The sequence below is a fragment of the Aquabacterium sp. genome (genome assembly GCF_014378415.1).
GTDB lineage: Bacteria > Pseudomonadota > Gammaproteobacteria > Burkholderiales > Burkholderiaceae_C > Aquabacterium.
Window position 1 is genome coordinate 1 of the sequence record NZ_JACMNS010000146.1, and the last position, 18,775, is coordinate 18,775.

The following is an 18,775-nucleotide window of genomic DNA, read 5'->3' on the forward strand; positions in this document are numbered from 1 at the left end:
GGACCAGAAAAGCGCGATCAAGGACACCGCCAAGCAGCTGGAAAGCCTGTTCATGCAGGAGCTCATGAAAAGCATGCGCTCCACCACCATGAACAGCGGCATGCTTGAAAACTCGGGCACCGAGATGGGCACCAACATGCTGGACAGCCAGCGGGCCCAGCAGATGAGCGGCCTGCCCGGCGGACTCAGCGACATGATCATCAAACAGCTGCAACGCCAGCTGGGTGGGGCCGATGCCTCGGCCGACACCCCCATCAGCCCCTTCAAGGGCTTGGGCGACCTGAGCATTGGCAAGCTGCCCTTGCCGGCCGGCGACAGCGCCACTGCGGCCATCGCACCGGCCTCGGCCGCCGGCAGTGCTTCGGCCGCCAGCACCCGCAAGCTGAGCAACTCCGAGCAGTTTGTGCGCCAGCACCAGGCCGATGCCAAGGCCGCCGAAGCCGCTACCGGCATCCCCGCCAACCACATCCTGGGCCAGGCCGCCCTGGAATCCGGCTGGGGCAAGCATCAGCCCAAGATGGCCGACGGTACCTCCAGCAACAACCTGTTTGGCATCAAGGCCAACTCGAGCTGGACCGGCAAGGTGGCCGAGGTCACCACCACCGAATACATTGGCGGTGTGGCCCGCAAAGTCACGGCCAAATTCCGGGCTTATGACTCTTATGAAGACGCCTTCAAGGACCATGCCAAGCTGCTGAGCCAAAGCCCCCGCTACAGTCAAACTGTGGCCCAGGCCGACACCGCACAAGGCTTCGCGCGCGGACTGCAGAAAGCCGGCTACGCCACGGACCCTGCCTATGCCGACAAGCTCACCAAGGTCATCAACACCACGCTGCGCCTGCAACGTTCGGTGACGTGACCCGCTGACGGAGAAGTACCACCATGGGTTCAGGACTGCTCACCCTCGGCACACGTGCCATGTTCGCCAACCAGGCGAAGCTGGACACGATTGCCCACAACATCAGCAATGCCAGCACCGAAGGCTACTCGCGCCAGGAGGTGCAGCTGTCCACCGAAGGCGGTCGCTACACGGGCGCCGGCTTTTATGGGCGTGGCGTCAAGATCGACACGGTCAGCCGCGCCTCCGATTCCTTGCTGGCCCGGGATTACAACAACAACCTGTCCATCGCCTCCGCCGACCAGACGCGGCTGGACAAGCTCACGCAACTTGAAAAAACCTTGTCGACCGGCGCGTCGGGCATTGGCTATGCCGCCGGCCAGATGCTGAACGCCTTCGTCGATGTGGCCAATCAGCCGCAAGACCTGTCCGCCCGCCAGGTGGTCTTGTCCAAGGCCACCGAACTGGCCAGCCGCATGAGCACCGCCAGCACCCAGCTGAACGACTTGCAGGGCGGCACGCTGTCCGACATGAGGGCGACCGTGGCCGAGATCAACTCGCTGGCCGCGCGCATCGCCGACATGAACCAGAATATCGCCTCGGTCAAAGGCCTGGGCCACGAGCCCAATGACCTGATGGACCAGCGCGACTTGCTGGTCAAGAACCTGTCCGAGAAGATCCAAGTCTCCACCGTGGCTGCCGACGATGGCTCGATCAGCGTGTTCATCGGCGGCGGCCAGCAACTGGTGCTCAGCAACCAGGCTTCCATCCTGGGCGTGCAAGCCGACCAGTACGATGCCACCCAGGGCCGCATCACCATCGGCTCGAGCAACAACCAGCACACGCTGGACGAAAGCCTGCTCACCGGAGGCACCCTGGCCGGCCTGCTGAAGGTTCAGAACGAAGACATTCCCGCTGCCCGAAACCTGCTGGGTCAGATGGCCTCGGCCTTGAGCTGGCGCGTCAACCAGCAGCAGTCATTTGGCCTGGACCTGGGCGTCCCGGCTTCGGCCGGCGCGGCCATCTTCAGCGTCGGCTCACCGCAGGTTCTGCCCTCCAACAGGAACACCTCGTCCACCGCCTCCCCCCCCGTCACCATGACGGTGGTCGATGCGCGTGAACTGCAGGCCAGCGACTACAACTTGGTAGAAAACCCCAGCACCCCCGGCAGCTACCAGCTGACCCGCCTGAGCGACAGCACCGTCACCTCGGTGGCCGATGGTGACGTGGTCGATGGCTTTCGCATCAACATCGACGCGGCCACCATCGCCAGCGGCGACAAGTTCATGCTGCGCCCGGTGGGCAATGCCGCGCTCAACATGAAGCGGGTGCTGGACAAGCCCGTTGGCATCGCCGCGGCATCGCCCGTGAATGGCACCTTGGGCACGGCCAACACGGGCACCGCAACGGTGGCCTCGCTGCGCATCACCGCCACGCCAGGCACGCCTTACGACGCGGTCACGGTCGCATTCACCGTCGCATCGGGCTCGGGCTCGGGCCGGGACTATGAAATCCGCGACTCTGGCGGCGCGGTGCTGTCCTCAGGCACCTGGCAGCCCGGCTCGCCCATCAAGTACAACGGATTCGAGTTGAGCCTCAATGGCGTGCCCAAGAATGGCGACACCGTCGGCGTGGCCCCCACCCTGTACCCCACCTCCAACAATGGCAATGCCTTGTCACTGCTGGCCTTGCGCGATGAAGACATCGTGGGCCGCATCAACCAGGGCGCGAGGGGCACCGCGCCCGGCAACACCATCACCAATGCTTACTCACAAGTCATTGGCAGCATCGGTGTGCGGGTGCAAGATGCCAAGACATCGGCCACCATCTCAAGCACACTGGCCGCCAACTCGCAAGAGTTGTTGACCAACAAGACGGGCGTCAACCTCGACGAGGAAGCCGCCCGACTCATCCAGTTTCAGCAGGGCTATCAGGCCGCGGCCAAGATCCTGCAAGTGGCGCAGTCGGTGTTCGACACCCTGCTCAGCATCACCCGATAAGGAGCCTCGTCATGCGCATCAGCACCGCCCACAGCTTCGACTCTTCGATCGACAACCTGCAAAAACGCCAAAGCGAAATGTCGCAATCGCAGATGCAGCTCACCTCGGGCAAAAGGGTCAACCTTGCCAGCGACGACCCCATCGGCGCCGCGCGTGCAGAACGCGCCCTGGCCAGCATCTCGCGCGACGACGCCAATCAGCGCTCTCTGGACGCCAGCCGCAACGTCATGCAACTGAGTGAATCGGCCATTGGTGATGCCGTGAGCCTGCTGCAAACCGCCCGCGAATCCATGGTGGCGGCCGGCAATGGCAGCTACACCGACAAGGAGCGCGAGGCCCTGGCCATCAAACTCAAGAACATCCGTGACCAGATCCTCTCCATTGCCAACCGTTCGGATGGCAGCGGCGGCTTCGTGTTTGGCGGCCAAGGCTCGGCCACCCCCCCCTTCCTGGACACCACCAGTGGCGTTCAGTTTGTCGGGCAGGGCGGGCAAGTGCAGGCGGCCGCCGGTGAAACCTTGACCCTCACGGTGGATGGCGACCAGACTTGGCTGAAGTCCAAAACGGGCAATGGCGTCTACGAAACCAACCCCGCCAGCACCAACACCGGAGCGGGGTGGATCACCGCCGGCGTGGTCACCTCACCCAGCGCCCTGCCCTACCCGGCCGCGCCCGGCAGCACGCCACCGCAGTACGCCGTCGCCTTCACCGTCACTGCGGGCGTGACCACCTACAGCGTCACCAAAGATGGCGGTGGCACCACGCTGACCGACGTGCCGTACGCGAGTGGCAAGGCCATCGTGATCGATGGCATGTCCTTCGCGGTGACCGGCCAGCCGGCCAACGCCGACAACTTCACCGTCGACCAGTCCACCAATGACCTGAGCGTGTTCGATGCCATGGACTCGGCCATCAAATCGCTCACCACCAACAACCAAGGCAGCGGCCAAGTCATGCAGGCGGTGAACCGGGGCTTGAGCAACCTGGACAGCATCCTGGGCAACGTTGGCGCCGCGCGCTCGGCCGTCGGCGAAAGCCTGAACCGCATGGACAGCATCGAAGGCCGCATCAGCGCCTCCAAGCTGGCGGCCGAAACCGAGCGCTCCAACGCCGAAGACCTGGACATGGTCACGGCCATCTCCAAGTTCCAGAACCAGCAAACCGGTTACGACGCCGCGCTGAAGAGTTATGCGATGGTCCAAAAATTGTCGCTGTTCCAGTACATCAATGGCTGACCCACAAGGGAATCACTGCCCATGACAGACCACACCATCCTCGGTCAGATTGCCCTGGCCTACTGCCCGGTCATCGACCGCAACCGCAGCGTCACCGCCACGCGCCTGACTGTGTTCCCGCTCAACCAGGGCGTCGGACTGGACTCGGCCGCACTGCTGTCGGCGGTGGGCGAGGCCTGGCCCGTCGGCGGCCCGCAAATCTGGCTGAACGTGCTGAGCGAAGGCCTGCTGCACGACCTGATTGCCGCGCAACCGGCCACGCACATCCTGATGGAGATCCCCTCCTTCATGGCCTGCGAGCCTGAGAGCATTGCCCCGATCTGCACGCTGCACGCCAATGGCAACCTGCTGCTGCTCAAAGGCCGCCCCTTGCGCGAATTGCCGCGTGAAGTGCTGCCCTGCTTCAAGTACTCGATCATCGACTACGACGACGACCGCCGCGTCGATCCCTACACCGGCATCAGCAACGCCAGCCCCGAAAGCATCATCCGCACCATCGGGCATGTGCAGTCCGGCATCCGCACGGTCGAGTCCATGGAAAACGCCTTCCGCCGTGGCGCCACCGCCGTGCTGGGCTGGCCCATCGACGATGCCATCGAGGTCTCCACCCGCCCCACCGACCAGCCGGCCTTGCAGGTCATCGTGATGCTCATCGACCAAGTCCACAAACAGGCCGACATCGAGGACCTTGAACGCACCCTCAAGCGCGACCCGCCGCTGGCCTACAAGCTGATGCGCTTCATCAACTCGCCCGCCTTCGGCCTGTCGGTCGAGATCAGCTCCTTCCGCCACGCCATCATGATCCTGGGCTACCAGCGCCTCAAGCGATGGCTGGCCCTGCTGCTGGCCACCGCCAGCAAAGACCCCAACATGCGCCCGGTGATGTTCGCCGCCGTGCGGCGCGGCCTGCTGATGGAAGAACTCGCGCGCGGCAGCGGCGATGGCGAACTGAGCAACGAACTGTTCATCTGTGGTGTGTTTTCGCTGCTGGACCGCATGTTCCGCCAGCCCTTCAGCGAGTTGCTCAAAACCATCCCGGTACCCGAGCGCGTCTACCAGGTGCTGGTCGATGGCACCGGCCCGTACGCGCCCTACATCAACCTCGTCAAAGCCATGGAAGGCCAGACCCTGGCCGAGATCCGCGAAAGCGCCGACGCTTTGATGATGAGCTTTGGCGACGTCAACAGCGCCATGCTGCGCGCCATGAGCGCCAGCTCGCAACTCGACTGAACGCGAAAGAAGCGCGGCACCCCGAGTCTGGGGCTCGTAAGATGCGGCATGACCTCATCGGACACCCCCTACGCCAACCTCACCCCTGACGCGGTCCTCCACGCCCTGCAAGCCGCGGGCGTCTTCAGTGATGGCCGCCTGCTGCAGCTCAACTCCTACGAAAACCGCGTCTTTCAGATCGGTCTGGAAGACGCCGGCTACGTCATCGCCAAGTTCTACCGCTCGGGCCGCTGGACCGATGCACAGATCCTCGAAGAGCACGCCTTCGCTCAGGAGCTGATGGACGCCGAGGTGCCCGCCGTGGCACCGCTGCCCTTGATCGCCGACCTGGAGGTCGACGCCGCCGTGCGCTGCATCGGCCAGCCCGCCACCTTGGGCGTGCTGGGCGACATCCGCGTGGCCGTGACCCCCCGCAAAGGTGGTCGCTCGCCCGAACTGGAAGACCCCGCCGTGCTGGAGCGCCTGGGCCGTTTCCTGGCCCGCCTGCACACCGTGGGCGCCGCCAAAAAATTCAAGCACCGCACCACCTTGAGCGTGGCCACCACTGGCCGCGCCGCGCGCGACTGGCTGGTCGAGCACAAGGTGGTCACCGATGACCAACGCGCTGTGTGGCTGTCGGTCGCCGACCGGGCGCTGGACCTGGCCCAAGCTGCCTTCGACCGCATTGATGGCCTGCGCCTGCGCCGCCTGCATGGCGACTGCCACGTCGGCAATGTGCTGTGGACGCCCGAAGGCCCGCATTTTGTGGACCTGGACGATGCCTGCATGGGCCCCGCCGTGCAAGACCTGTGGATGCTGCTCAGCGGCGATCATCAAGAGCGCCAGCAACAACTGCATTCATTGCTGTCGGGCTACGAATCGTTTGCCGATTTTGACTGGCGCGAGCTGACACTGATCGAGCCGCTGCGCACCCTGCGCATCATCCACCACAGCGCCTGGCTGGCCCGGCGCTGGGCCGACCCCGCCTTCCCGGCGGCCTTCGCCTGGTTTGGCACCTCGGCCTACTGGAGCGAGCAATCGCAGTTGTTGCGCCAGCAGATTGAACTGATGCAGGACAGCCAGCCAGGCCGCCCCATGGTGGATGAAGAAGACTGGTGAATCGCGCCGCTCAACTGGCCAATACCGTGCGATTGCGGCCAGCGCGTTTGGCCCGGTAAAGCGCCTGATCGGCACGCTCAATGGTGTCGGCTACTTCTTCGTCAAAGCGCTGCTCGGCCAAACCGACCGAGAAGCGGATGTGCAGTTCCGGGTACTCGGGGCACATCAGCTTGTGGTTGACCACCTCGCGAACCCGCTCCATCATCGCGTCCGCCTGGCCTACGCGGCACTCGGTCAACATCAGCAAAAACTCCTCGCCACCCCAGCGGGCGATGACGTCTGACTCGCGCAACTCTTGCTGCACGTTGTGGGCAAAGTTGCGCAGCACCTCATCGCCCGCACCATGGCCATGCGTGTCGTTCACGCGCTTGAAGTGGTCGATGTCCAGGATGCCGATGCAGAACACCCGCCCGCCCCGGTCGCTGAACCTCTTCTGCAAGGACAGCGTCTCCACCATGTGGCGGCGATTGAAAAGCCCCGTCAATTCATCGCGCGTGGCCAGTGTCTGGATGCGCTCCACCGCGATGGCCAGCTCTTCCTTGCGCGCCCGCAGGCGGGATCGCAGGTCGCTGAGTTGCCCCGCCAGCAGCGAAATCGTGGGCAAGGTGGTGCAGGCAAACAGAAAGTGGATCAACTCCTGGCGCACCGGGTAGCGGCCAGGTTCCAGCGCATTCATGGCCAGCATGGTCAAGCCCTGCGCCACCAGGGCAAAGAAGGCCGCCAATCTGGCCTGTAACGCCGTCAGGTTGAACAAGCCGAAAACCAGCACCAGCACCAGCAACATCAGACTGGCGCCGCGCGATTCTTCCAGAATGGCATAGGCGCCCACCACGCAGGTGATGGCCACCATGATTTGCGGCAAGGTCAGCGATGGGTCGGCAAAACGCAGGTTGAAGCCACTGCGCAGCAAGGTGTAGAACAGCAGGCAATTGCCCATCATGTAGATGCCCAGCGCCCAGCCCGCGGTCTCGTTCACGGCACCCACGCTGACCGAGTAGGCCAGCACTGCCGTGCAAATCACGAAATTCACCGCGGCCACCATGGAGCGTTGGATGCGCAAGCGCTGCTTGGGGTCGCTGGAGAACACCAGGTGCATCAAAGTCAGCAGGAAGCCAGAGGTTTCCTCGCCATCGTTCTTGGTGAACTGCGACAAGGTCACGCCAATCACGGCCAGCAGCATGAAGCGCAACAGCTCCTGGGCCATGTCATAGGTGTGCGGATGGGCATGCAACAGCCACACCATGGCCGCGCCCATGGCCACGATCGCGTAGGCACTGAGCAGGCGCACCTGCAAAGGTCGAAGGTAGCGAAACCCGTAGAGCAGCAAAGGCGCCAGGACGAACAACATCACATCCCGGGCGGGCCCGCCCATGGTGTAAGTCCACGAGGCATAAGTCACCGCCATCACCATCTGGGGCATGGTCAGCGAGGCATCCCGAAAGCGCAGATTCATGTTGCTGCGCAGCACCGCGTAAAACACGGCCATGGTCACTGCGATGGCACCACTGATGGCCAGCACCGGGCCTGCGGGCAAGTAGCCATGGCCGACCACCCAGTTCATCAGCAGGCACACCAGCAGGTAAACCAATCCACCGCCCAGGCAGCGCAGGATGCGCACGCGCTGCTTCCAGTGGTCGCTCAGCAGCCAGACACCCCAGGTGCCCGTGTTGATCGTGACGCGGTCATGGTGGGCAGTGGCAGGCATGGCGATGGCGATGGCGAGTGAGGTTGGGTCCATCCGGCAATATCGTCATGTGAATGCCGCACTTGAGTGCCCTTGTCGCCAACCAGCCCTTAGCATCGGCGTATCGCACACATTCAGCCGACATCGCCACCATGACCAACGGACTTTTCACCAGCCTCGCCATCCAGCCTGACCCCACCGAGGCCAATCCGCTGGTGATTTACCACGACAAGTGCGCCGACGGCTTTGCCGCCGCCCTGGCCGCCTGGCTGTTCTTTGAGGGCCGGGGCGAGTACCTGGGCCTGGGCCACGGCAAAATCCAGCAGGTGTCCGAGCTGCCCGATCTGAAGGATCGCCCGGTCTACATCCTGGACTTTTCGTTTTCGGCCGAGATCTTGCAGGGCATCGACGATGTCGCATCCAAGCTGGTCATGCTGGACCACCACAAAAGCGCCGCCGACAAGTTGGGCACCTTCCAGTGCCGCTGCGGCATCGTGCATTTCGACATGACACAGTCGGGCGCCAAACTCGGCTGGCAGTTCTTTCAGCGCGACCAGCCCATCCCCGACCTGGTCCGCTTCGTGGAAGACCGCGACATCTGGACCTGGCAATACCCGGAAAGCGCCGCCTTCCTGGCCGCACTCGACATGGAAGCCTTCGAGTTCCCGCGCTGGGCCGAGATCGCGGCCTTCACCCCAGCACAAACCGTCGCCTTCCGCGAGCGTGGCGGCGCGATGAACGAGAAGTTCATGAGCCTGTGCCACGACATCGCCCGCAACGCCATGCCCGTCACCTTCAATGGCGAAAGCGGCTTGATGGTCAACTGCCCTGGCGCTTTCAGCAGCGAGGTGGGCGACCTGCTCGCCACCCAATGCGGCACCTATGCCCTGCTGTGGAACTACAGCAAGGATGGCATCGTCAAAGTCAGCCTGCGCGGGCTGCGCCCTTACAACGTCATCCCGCTGGCCGAGTCCATGGGCGGTGGCGGGCACGCCCAGGCCTGTGGCTTCAAGATGGGCGTGGACCGCCTGCCCGAGTTGCTGACCGGGACCTTTCAGACCCAGCCCTGATGAACACGGCCTGCCATTGGCTCCATCAATGGCATTGGCCGAAACTGTCGATGGTGCCGCTGCAGTAAACGAAGTTGTTTTGCACGCCCATGCCCTCGCCGGTGCGGCCATACAGCACCAGCATCTTGAAGCCAGAGGCGGTCACGGTGATGCCATTGCCGGGGTTCGCCAAAGGCACGGCCACAGATTGGGCCGCCGACGAGAACCCCAGGTCACCGATCCGGGCGCTCGACTGATCACCACATTGGCGGTCAGAGCAAAAAGACGCCGAATCCAAGCCGGTGTAGCCCCGGGCAAAGGTCCAGCTGGCGTTGAAGGTCGTCGATGCACCCGTGGCCAGGGTGAGCGAGCGCAGGCTGCTCACGGTGCTGTCCGTCAGGGTTGGCCATGGGAAGTTAACCATCCGGCCAGACAGCGGTGGCACACCCATCATGTCAACCTCGAATTCACTGCGACCATCCAGCACCATCGCGCTTGAACAGTTGGCATCGGTGTAGAGCGTGACCTTGACGGTGCGGCCACCCCGGTAAAAGTTGGTGATGGCGGCATCGCCACCCGCGTCCGGCTGCAACTGGATCTGGGTGTCGTCGCTGCTGCGAAGCTGGCCACCTGAATCCGTTGGGTTGCTCAGCAAATTGCTGGATGAATCACGCCAGGCCGACAGGCGCTGCGGCGAGCCGCTGTAGCGTTTGTAGTAGGCCAGCAGCACCTCGGCACCGCTCGCGTCCTTCTGGCTGACCTTGGCGCATTGCAGGCCCGTGATGGCCTGGATGTCGAACTGGAAGGCGCGCGAATGCTCGGTGAAGGCCACAGCGCCACTGCTGTCAAAGGTCTGGGTGCGCTGCAAAGCCGCATTGGCGTGAATGCCAATCGGGTTCACATCGCCTTTGAACTTCCAGGTCTGCGCTTGGCGAACCACCGCCATCTCTTCGCCGATGGACTGCAGGCTGCCATCCTGAAGCTTCAACACAAAAGACACGCGACAGATCGGATCGGTGCCCGACAGGTCGCAACGACCCAGAGTCGGGCTCACGAATGAGACGCCAAAACCAGGCCCCTGATTGCTCGTACCGATGAAGTCGCACATCAGGGCGCCCACATCACTTGAGCCCTGCGCGGGACTGGGCCCATCAAAGCTCATGCTCGCCGTGGTGGCCAGCAGCCCGGGCAAATTGGCACGACAGGCCGTGTCGTTCGCCATGGCCAGCGACATGTTCTGGAACAAGGTTTCGATGCCCGTCAGCGAGACGCTGGCGGCTTGGCTGTCCACTGTCAGGGTGCCTTGGGGCGCTGCGCCCGATTCAAGGTACAGGTTGCCGGTGCCCAGGCGCGGGGTGATCTGCACGAACGGCAAATTGGCCTCGCCGGTCGTGACGCCAACGGAGTCCAGCACGCGGTCGTAGCCGGTGCGGGTGCCCGCGCTCAAATCGCCACTGATGAAGTCAAAGTTGGATGGCACGCCAGCGTCAGCCAGGATGCCCGCAAGTCCGGTTCGCAGCGTGGTCTGGGCCGCCGCGATGCTCGTGGCATCCAGCGAAGTGCCCGGACCGTTCATCAGGTCTTCCGGAGAATCACCAGTGGCCAACAGCACAGCGGCGGTGGTCAAGGGCGTCACATTGGCCACGCCCGCGCCTTGCGACACCGAATACACGCATCGGTAGTTGTCGCCCACGTGGCCGCAAGCCTCAATGCGGTAGGGGCCTGTGCCCGTGAGCGTCACGCCGGTGAAGGCCCCCGCGGCGTCCACGCTCACCCCGGAGCTGACCACATTGCCCGCCGAGTCCAAAATGCGGACCAGGGCATCGGCCATGGGCGCACCCACGGCCACGGTGCCCGACAAGGTGTTGCTGGGCGATGAGCCCCCGGCGGCCGCGGCCGGGTTCGACGAACCACCGCCCCCGCACGCCGACAACAGACCCAATCCCGCGAACGAGACACCCATCAGCAGGCGCTGACGATATTGCTTTAAAACTGAGTTGACCATGGGGCTTCCTTATCCGTTAAACGCCCGCGCATGGCTGAGCACTAGGGATATCGGTTACCGCATTGAAATGCTGAAGCCCCAGGAGCAAGGGAGTGCAAATTCTGCACGGAAGACGCGGCCTTCAAGGGCGGGTGCGTCCGCCGGCCACATCACCGGCCCATCAAGCGTTGCCCAGCGCCCGGTTCAGGCGCAAGGCCAACAAGGTGCAAAGCGCGCCCGACAGCAGGTACAGGCTGAGGTAGCCCAGGCCGAAATGGGCGGACAAGCCCAGGGCTACCAAGGGCGCGAAAGCAGCGCCCACCAACCACGCGAAGTCGGCGGTCAGCGCCGCACCGGCATAGCGGTACTTCGCCGAGAAGTTGGAAGTCACTGCACCGGCCGACTGCCCATAAGACAAGCCCAGCAAGGCAAAGCCCATCAGGATGAACAGGTCCTGGGCAACCGGGCCGCCGCTCATCAACGTGGGGGCAAAACCGCTCAGCACGGCGATGGAGCTGGCCGCCAAACCCAATGTTTGACGACGACCGATGCGGTCGGCGATCAAGCCGGACGCGATCATGCCCAACACCGCGATCCCGGCGCCAATGATCTGGATGACCAGTACATCGTTGACGGATTGCGTGTTGCCCAAGGCGATCCACGACAGCGGAAACACCGTCACCAGGTGGAACAAGGCATAACTGGCCAAACCGGCAAAAGCACCAATGAAGATGTTGTGGCCTTGCGTGCGCAACAGTTCCAGCACACGGGTGGGCTCCAGCTCGCGCTCTTCCAGCAGCTGGGTGTACTCCTCGGTCACCACCAGGCGCAAACGGGCAAACAGCGCCACCACGTTGATGGCAAAAGCGACGTAGAAGGGATAGCGCCAGCCCCAGTCCAAAAAGTCAGCGGACGACAGGTTCGCGTGCAGGAACAGGAACAAGCCACTGGCGATCGCAAAGCCGATGGGCGCGCCCAACTGGCCCAGCATGGCGTACCAGCCCCGGCGGTTTTCCGGGGCATTGAGGGCCAACAACGAGGGCAGGCCATCCCACGAACCGCCCAGCGCAATGCCTTGCATGAATCGGAAGATCGACAGCAGCACGATGGACTGGAACCCAAGTGAGGCATAGCCCGGCAGGAAAGCCATGCCGGCGGTTGAAATGCCCAGCAGGAACAAGGCCGCCGTCAATTTGGTGCCACGCCCCCAGCGACGCTGTATGGCCATGAACAGGGCCGTGCCGAACGGACGCGCGATGAAGGCGAACGAAAAAATCACAAAAGCCCACAAGATCCCATCCAATTGCTTCTCAAAGGGAAAAAACACTTGGGGAAACACCAGCACCGAAGCAATGCCGTAGACAAAGAAGTCGAAATATTCAGAGGCACGGCCAATGACCACACCAATGGCAATTTCACCTGGGGCAATGGCGGAGTGACCGGCGACAACGCCACGCTGCTGGGGCTGCAACGAAGGCTCGGGGTAGGTCTGATCGATGCTGGACATCATGCGTACTCGTGATTCGAATGTAATTTTCAAGCGGACACCCCGAGGTTCTCACCTCTGACGAATTGCCGCCATAGGACAAAATGCCCAATACCCAACATAAGTCAATAAGGGTAGATTCTGAAGCTTCTGCGGTTACGCGCTCAGTCTGCCCTGCAATGCTCTCCCTCAAGAACCTTCGCGGCCCCCTCCTGCTCCTCGCCTTCGCCTTACTGGCTGGCTGCAAAGCGGATGTGATGAACCCCTCAGGCGACGTGGCCGCGCAACAGCGCGACCTCATCCTGATCTCCACCATGCTGATGTTGCTGATCATCGTCCCGGTGATCATCTTGACCTTGTGGTTCGCGTGGAAATATCGGCAATCCAACACCGAAGCCGAGTACGCACCTGATTGGGACCACTCCACCCACCTGGAACTGGTGATCTGGGCGGCACCGCTGCTGATCATCATCGCGCTGGGCGCCGTCACCTGGATCAGCACCCACACACTTGATCCCTACCGGCCTCTGCAACGTGTGGCCGCCGGCAGGCCCGTCGCGGCCGACGTCAAACCCCTGGTGGTCGAAGTCGTGGCCCTGGACTGGAAGTGGCTGTTCTTTTACCCCGAGCAAGGCATTGCCACCGTGAACGAGTTGGCCGCCCCGGTGGATCGCCCCATCCAGTTCAAGATCACCGCCTCCACCGTGATGAACTCCTTTTTCATCCCCGCACTGGCCGGTCAGATCTACGCCATGCCCGGCATGGAAACCAAGCTGCACGCGGTCATCAACAAGGCCGGTGAATACAAAGGCATTTCAGCCAACTACAGCGGCGCGGGCTTCTCGGGCATGCACTTCAAGTTCCATGGCCTGAGCCAGGCCGATTTCGACAAATGGGTGCAAACCGCCAAAGCCAACGGCGGCGAGCTGAGCCGCGAGAAGTACCTGGCCCTCGAAAAACCCAGCGAGCGCGAACCCGTGCGCCTGTACGCCAACGTGGCACCCGGCTTGTACGACGCCATCCTGAACCGCTGCGTTGAAAACAAGCGCATGTGCATGAAAGACATGATGGCCATCGATGCCCGCGGGGGCCAGGGCAAACCTGGCACCTTCAACCTGGTGGCCTCAAGCCAGTCCAACCGCACCTACGTCGGCGCCCTGTGCACCACCAACAACCTGACCGGCGCCGTGACCACGCCAGTCGCCCAGCCGCTTTAAACGCGCCGCTTCACCTTTGCCACCCGGACCCATGATGTTCGACCACCTTAATTTAACGAAGCTCATCTTCGGCCGCCTCAGCTGGGCGGCGATTCCCCTCCACGATCCCATCCTGCTGGTCACCTTTGCCGCCATCATCCTCGGCGGCCTGGCCGTGGTCGGCGCCCTGACCTACTTCAAGCTGTGGGGCTACCTCTGGAAGGAATGGTTCACCAGCATCGACCACAAAAAGATCGGGATCATGTACATCATCCTGGGGCTGGTGATGCTGTTGCGCGGCTTTTCCGATGCGCTGTTGATGCGGGCCCAGCAGGCCATGGCCTTTGGTGACAACGCCGGCTTCCTGCCTCCGCACCACTACGACCAAATCTTCACAGCCCACGGCGTGATCATGATTTTCTTCGTGGCCATGCCCCTGATCACCGGCCTGATGAACTTCGTGGTGCCGCTGCAGATCGGCGCCCGCGACGTGGCTTTTCCCTTCCTGAACAACTTCAGCTTCTGGATGACCGCCAGTGGCGCCGGCCTGGTGATGGCTTCGCTGTTCGTGGGCGAATTCGCCCGCACTGGCTGGCTGGCCTACCCACCGCTGTCAGGCATCCTGTACAGCCCTGATGTGGGGGTCGACTACTACATCTGGTCACTGCAGATAGCGGGGGTCGGGACCTTGCTGTCGGGCATCAACCTGCTGGCCACCATCGTGAAAATGCGCGCGCCCGGCATGACCCTGATGAAGATGCCCATCTTCACCTGGACCGCGCTGTGCACCAACGTGCTGATCGTGGCCGCCTTCCCTGTGCTGACGGCTGTGTTGGGCCTGCTGTCGCTGGACCGCTACGTGGGCACCAACTTCTTCACGAACGACTTCGGCGGCAACGCCATGATGTACGTGAACCTGATCTGGATCTGGGGCCACCCAGAGGTCTACATCCTGATCCTGCCTGTGTTCGGCGTCTTTTCTGAAGTCGTGTCCACGTTCAGCGGCAAGAAACTTTTCGGCTACGCCTCCATGGTCTACGCCACGATCGTGATCACGATCCTGTCCTACCTGGTGTGGTTGCACCACTTCTTCACCATGGGCTCCGGCGCCAGCGTCAACAGCTTCTTCGGCATCACCACGATGATCATCTCGATCCCGACAGGTGCCAAGATCTTCAACTGGCTGTTCACGATGTACAAGGGCCGCATCCGCTTTGAGGTGCCCATGCTCTGGACCATCGGTTTCATGGTCACCTTCGTGATTGGCGGCATGACCGGCGTGATGCTGGCCGTGCCCCCGGCCGACTTCGTGCTGCACAACAGCCTGTTCCTGATCGCCCACTTCCACAACGTGATCATCGGAGGCGTGCTGTTCGGCCTGATGGCGGGCATCACCTACTGGTTTCCCAAGGCCTTTGGCTACAAGCTTGATCCGTTTTGGGGCAAGTGCTCGTTCTGGTTCTGGTTGACCGGCTTCTGGTTCGCCTTCACGCCGCTGTACGTTTTGGGCTTCATGGGCGTGACCCGCCGCACCAGCCACTTCGAAGACCCGTCCCTGCAGATCTGGTTCCAGATCGCGGCCTTCGGCGCCGGCCTGATCGCCATCGGCATCGCCTGCTTCCTGATCCAGTTGGTGGTGAGCTTCAGGAAGCGCGAGCAGTTGCGCGACCACACGGGTGACCCGTGGAACGGCCGCACGCTGGAATGGTCGACCTCGTCACCCCCACCCGCCTACAACTTCGCCTTCACGCCCCGCATCCATGACAACGACGCGTGGTGGGACATGAAGAAGCGCGGTTACGAGCGCCCCCAAGGCGGCTTCCTGCCGATCCACATGCCCAAGAACACGGGCGCCGGCATCATCCTGGCTGGCCTGAGCGCCGCCTTCGGCTTCACGATGATCTGGCAGATGTGGCTGCCCGCCGCCTTGTCCTTCCTCACCCTCGTGGTCGTGGCCATTGCCCACACCTTCAACTACAAGCGCGACTACTACATCCCCGTCGATGAGGTGACCCGCACCGAGGCCGAACGTACACACCTGCTGAGCAGCCATGTCTAATACCGCCACCCTTTCCCCCACCGCCCAGGAGCCCATCAGCTTCTACGTGGCCGAAGAGCACCACCCCGAGAACGGCACGCTGCTCGGCTTCTGGCTGTACCTGATGAGTGACTGCCTCATCTTTGCGTGCCTGTTCGCCGTCTACGGTGTGCTGGGCCGCAACTACGCCGCCGGCCCATCCGGCGCCGACTTGTTCAACCTGCCGCTGGTGGCGCTGAACACGTCCATGCTGCTGCTGTCGTCGATCACGTATGGCTTCGCGATGCTGGAGATGCAGAAGAAGCATGTGCGCGCCACCTTGGTGTGGTTGGGCATCACCGGCTTGTTCGGCGCCGCCTTCCTGGGGCTGGAGTTGTATGAGTTCGCGCACCTGATCAGCGAAGGCGCCGGCCCGCAACGCAGCGCCTTCCTGTCGGCCTTCTTCACGCTGGTGGGCACCCACGGCCTGCACGTGACCTTCGGCATCATCTGGCTGATCACGCTGATGGTGCAGGTCGGCAAGATGGGCCTGACGACTGAAAACACGCGCCGCCTGATGTGCCTGTCCATGTTCTGGCACTTTCTGGACGTGGTCTGGATTGGCGTCTTCACCTTCGTGTACCTGATGGGAGTGCTGCCATGAGCGCGCATACCGAATCCGCTGGGCCCAGCGCCCACCACCATGCTCACGATGACCATGAGCACCACGGCCATGACGATGGCACCAGCCACGGCTCGCTGAAGGAATACACGATCGGCTTCGTGCTGTCGGTCATCCTGACGGCCATTCCCTTCTGGCTCGTCATGGGCAAGGTGTTCGACAAGTCGAGCACCACGGCCTTGGTCGTGCTGGGCTTTGCCGCCGTGCAGATCGTTGTGCACATGATCTACTTCCTGCACATGAACACCCGCTCCGAAGGCGGCTGGAGCATGCTGGCCCTGATCTTCACGATCGTGCTGGTGGTGATCACCTTGAGCGGCTCGCTGTGGGTGATGTTCCACATGAACGCCAACATGATGCCCATGTCGATCCACGAGATGAAGAACATGCCTTGAGGCCAGTAGATCACCAGGCGATGGATGATGCTGACACTCAGCGGCGTGGTCCGCGCTCAAAGGGCCTGCTGACCGCGTTGGCGGTCATCGCGGCCCTGGTGTTCGGCGGCTTTGCCGCCCTGGGCACCTGGCAGGTCAAGCGCCTTTTCTGGAAGCTTGACCTGATCGAACGGGTCGACCAGCGGGTGAACGCACCGGCTGTGGCCGCACCCGGGCCCGCACAGTGGCCCCGGCAGAGTGCGGCCAATGACGAATACCGTCATGTTCGGGTCAGCGGCACCTTCCTCCACAAGCAAGAAACTCTGGTGCAAGCCGTCACGGCTTTGGGCAGCGGCTTCTGGGTCTTGACGCCGCTGAAGTCGGCCGATGGCACGGTGGTGGTAATTAACCGGGGCTTTGTGCCGCTTGAGCATCGTGCCCGCGCCAGCCGGGAAGCCACCGAGCCGAAGGCGGCCACCACCGTGACGGGCCTGCTGCGCATGAGCGAGCCGCCTGGCGCCTTCCTGCGCCGCAACGACCCGGCCGCCCAACGCTGGTATTCGCGCGATGTCCAGGCCATCGCCGCCGCCCAGGGCTTGGGTCCCGTCGCCCCCTACTTCGTGGATGCACAAGCCGCCCCTTCGCCGGCGTGGCCCGTCGGCGGGCTGACCGTGATCGCCTTCCAGAACAACCACCTCGTGTACGCCATCACCTGGTACGCCCTGGCCTTGATGGTCCTCGGGGCTGCCTGGCATGTCAGGCGCGACGAACAAAGGCTGCGCCAAACGGATCAGAATACGGGCTAGGCCGACGACGAAAGCACAGATGCCACGCCAGACAGAACCCTCAGTGATCGAAGGGAGCCTGCCCCCCGCAGCCGCCAGAGTTCGGGGCGTCAACCATGCCACCGGGCTGAAGAACATGCAGCTGTTGATTCAGCTGCGCTGGATCGCGGTCGTCGGGCAGATCATCACGATCGCGGCGGCGTATTTCGGCTATGGCATCCAGCTGCCACTCAAGCACCTGCTGACCGTGCTGGCCTGCCTGGTGGCTTTCAACGTGGTCAGCCAATTACATTGGCGCGCCCACCGCGAGGTCACCAATGGCGAGTTGTTTTTCGCGCTGCTGGTTGATGTCAGCATGCTGACCTCTCAGCTCTACCTCAGCGGAGGGGCCACCAATCCGTTTGCATTTTTGTACCTGTTGCAAGTCACGTTGGCCGCACTGTTGCTGGAGGCCTGGTCGACCTGGACCATCTTTGCGATCACCGCCACCTGCTTTGCCAGCCTGGCCTGGTTCGGCGTGCCTTTGTCCATCCCAGCCGAGCAGGATCGGGGGCTGTTCAGCCCCTACATGCAGGGCATGCTGATTTGCTTTGCGCTCAATGCCGCACTGCTGGTGATCTTCATCACGCGCATCAGCCGCAACCTGCGCAAACGCGATGCCCGCCTGGCCCACCTGCGGCAACGCGCGGCCGAAGAGGAACACATCGTGCGCATGGGTTTGTTGGCCTCGGGCGCGGCGCACGAGCTGGGCACACCACTGGCCACGCTGGCCGTCATCCTGGGTGACTGGGCGCGCCTGCCTTCCTTCACCTCCGACCCCGAGTTGCTGCAGGAGGTCGACGAAATGCAGGCCCAGGTTCAGCGCTGCAAAGCCATCGTGACTGGCATCCTGCTGTCGGCGGGCGAAGCACGGGGCGAGTCGTCAGAAAAAACCACCGTCTGCACCTTCATGGACGAACTGGTCGACGAGTGGCGCTCAACGCGTGCAGCCACCGCCCTGATCTACGACAACCAGTTTGGCCAAGATCTGACCATGGTGTCCGACTCGGCCTTGAAGCAAACCATCTGCAATGTGCTCGACAACGCGCAGGAAGCATCACAGCACCTGAAGCTGGAA

Annotated in this window: 15 protein-coding genes; 12 read left to right on the plus strand and 3 right to left on the minus strand. The window is 62.9% G+C overall.

Going from position 1 to position 18,775, the window contains the following annotated elements:
• The 5 genes from flgJ to H7225_RS13140 all read left to right on the plus strand — a co-directional run.
• The coding region (gene flgJ, locus H7225_RS13120) for a flagellar assembly peptidoglycan hydrolase FlgJ (RefSeq protein WP_290662509.1) at positions 1-859 on the plus strand (859 nt) is incomplete at its 5' end.
• 23 nt (positions 860-882) lie between these two features.
• A complete protein-coding gene (gene flgK, locus H7225_RS13125; protein WP_290662511.1) occupies positions 883-2,838 on the plus strand; it encodes a flagellar hook-associated protein FlgK in 1,956 nt (651 codons plus the stop codon).
• Between the two features lie 11 nt (positions 2,839-2,849).
• Entirely contained in the window at positions 2,850-4,073 is a 1,224-nt protein-coding gene (gene flgL, locus H7225_RS13130) for a flagellar hook-associated protein FlgL (RefSeq protein ID WP_290662513.1), read from the plus strand.
• A gap of 21 nt (positions 4,074-4,094) precedes the next feature.
• Positions 4,095-5,303, plus strand: coding sequence for an HDOD domain-containing protein (locus tag H7225_RS13135; RefSeq protein ID WP_290662515.1), 1,209 nt, complete (start codon positions 4,095-4,097; stop codon positions 5,301-5,303).
• A 48-nt stretch (positions 5,304-5,351) separates the two neighbouring features.
• Positions 5,352-6,401: a serine/threonine protein kinase gene (locus H7225_RS13140; protein WP_290662517.1), complete on the plus strand. Its 1,050-nt coding sequence runs from the start codon at positions 5,352-5,354 to the stop codon at positions 6,399-6,401.
• A 10-nt stretch (positions 6,402-6,411) separates the two neighbouring features.
• Here the strand turns inward: H7225_RS13140 and H7225_RS13145 are convergent, their stop codons facing one another.
• Complete coding sequence (locus H7225_RS13145) at positions 6,412-8,139, minus strand: diguanylate cyclase (RefSeq protein WP_290662519.1); 1,728 nt, start codon at positions 8,137-8,139, stop codon at positions 6,412-6,414.
• Positions 8,140-8,237: 98 nt separating this feature from the next.
• Between H7225_RS13145 and H7225_RS13150 the strand changes: the two genes are divergently transcribed.
• Positions 8,238-9,155, plus strand: coding sequence for a DHHA1 domain-containing protein (locus tag H7225_RS13150; RefSeq protein ID WP_290662521.1), 918 nt, complete (start codon positions 8,238-8,240; stop codon positions 9,153-9,155).
• A gap of 25 nt (positions 9,156-9,180) precedes the next feature.
• Here H7225_RS13150 and H7225_RS13155 read toward each other — a convergent pair whose 3' ends face one another.
• Both H7225_RS13155 and H7225_RS13160 read right to left on the minus strand, forming a co-directional pair.
• Positions 9,181-11,139, minus strand: a complete 1,959-nt coding sequence (locus H7225_RS13155; protein WP_290662523.1) for a carboxypeptidase-like regulatory domain-containing protein — start codon at positions 11,137-11,139, stop codon at positions 9,181-9,183.
• A 160-nt stretch (positions 11,140-11,299) separates the two neighbouring features.
• Complete coding sequence (locus H7225_RS13160) at positions 11,300-12,628, minus strand: MFS transporter (RefSeq protein WP_290662525.1); 1,329 nt, start codon at positions 12,626-12,628, stop codon at positions 11,300-11,302.
• Positions 12,629-12,783: 155 nt separating this feature from the next.
• Here H7225_RS13160 and cyoA point away from each other — a divergent pair, with 155 nt between their 5' ends.
• The 6 genes from cyoA to H7225_RS13190 all read left to right on the plus strand — a co-directional run.
• On the plus strand, positions 12,784-13,821 hold the full coding sequence (gene cyoA, locus H7225_RS13165) for a ubiquinol oxidase subunit II (protein ID WP_290662527.1): 1,038 nt from the start codon (positions 12,784-12,786) through the stop codon (positions 13,819-13,821).
• A 34-nt stretch (positions 13,822-13,855) separates the two neighbouring features.
• Positions 13,856-15,859, plus strand: a complete 2,004-nt coding sequence (cyoB, locus tag H7225_RS13170; RefSeq protein ID WP_290662529.1) for a cytochrome o ubiquinol oxidase subunit I — start codon at positions 13,856-13,858, stop codon at positions 15,857-15,859.
• Positions 15,852-16,481 carry a cytochrome o ubiquinol oxidase subunit III gene (cyoC, locus tag H7225_RS13175; RefSeq protein ID WP_290662531.1) on the plus strand — a complete coding sequence of 210 codons (630 nt, stop codon included), beginning with the start codon at positions 15,852-15,854 and terminating at the stop codon, positions 16,479-16,481. Before cyoB ends, cyoC begins: the two co-directional genes overlap by 8 nt.
• Positions 16,478-16,894 carry a cytochrome o ubiquinol oxidase subunit IV gene (gene cyoD / locus H7225_RS13180; RefSeq protein WP_290662533.1) on the plus strand — a complete coding sequence of 139 codons (417 nt, stop codon included), beginning with the start codon at positions 16,478-16,480 and terminating at the stop codon, positions 16,892-16,894. The genes cyoC and cyoD overlap by 4 nt, the downstream gene beginning before the upstream one ends.
• 20 nt (positions 16,895-16,914) lie before the next feature.
• A complete protein-coding gene (locus H7225_RS13185) occupies positions 16,915-17,679 on the plus strand; it encodes an SURF1 family protein (protein WP_290662535.1) in 765 nt (254 codons plus the stop codon).
• A gap of 19 nt (positions 17,680-17,698) precedes the next feature.
• Positions 17,699-18,775, plus strand: a 1,077-nt coding sequence (locus H7225_RS13190) for a sensor histidine kinase (protein WP_290662537.1), incomplete at its 3' end; no start/stop codon positions are given.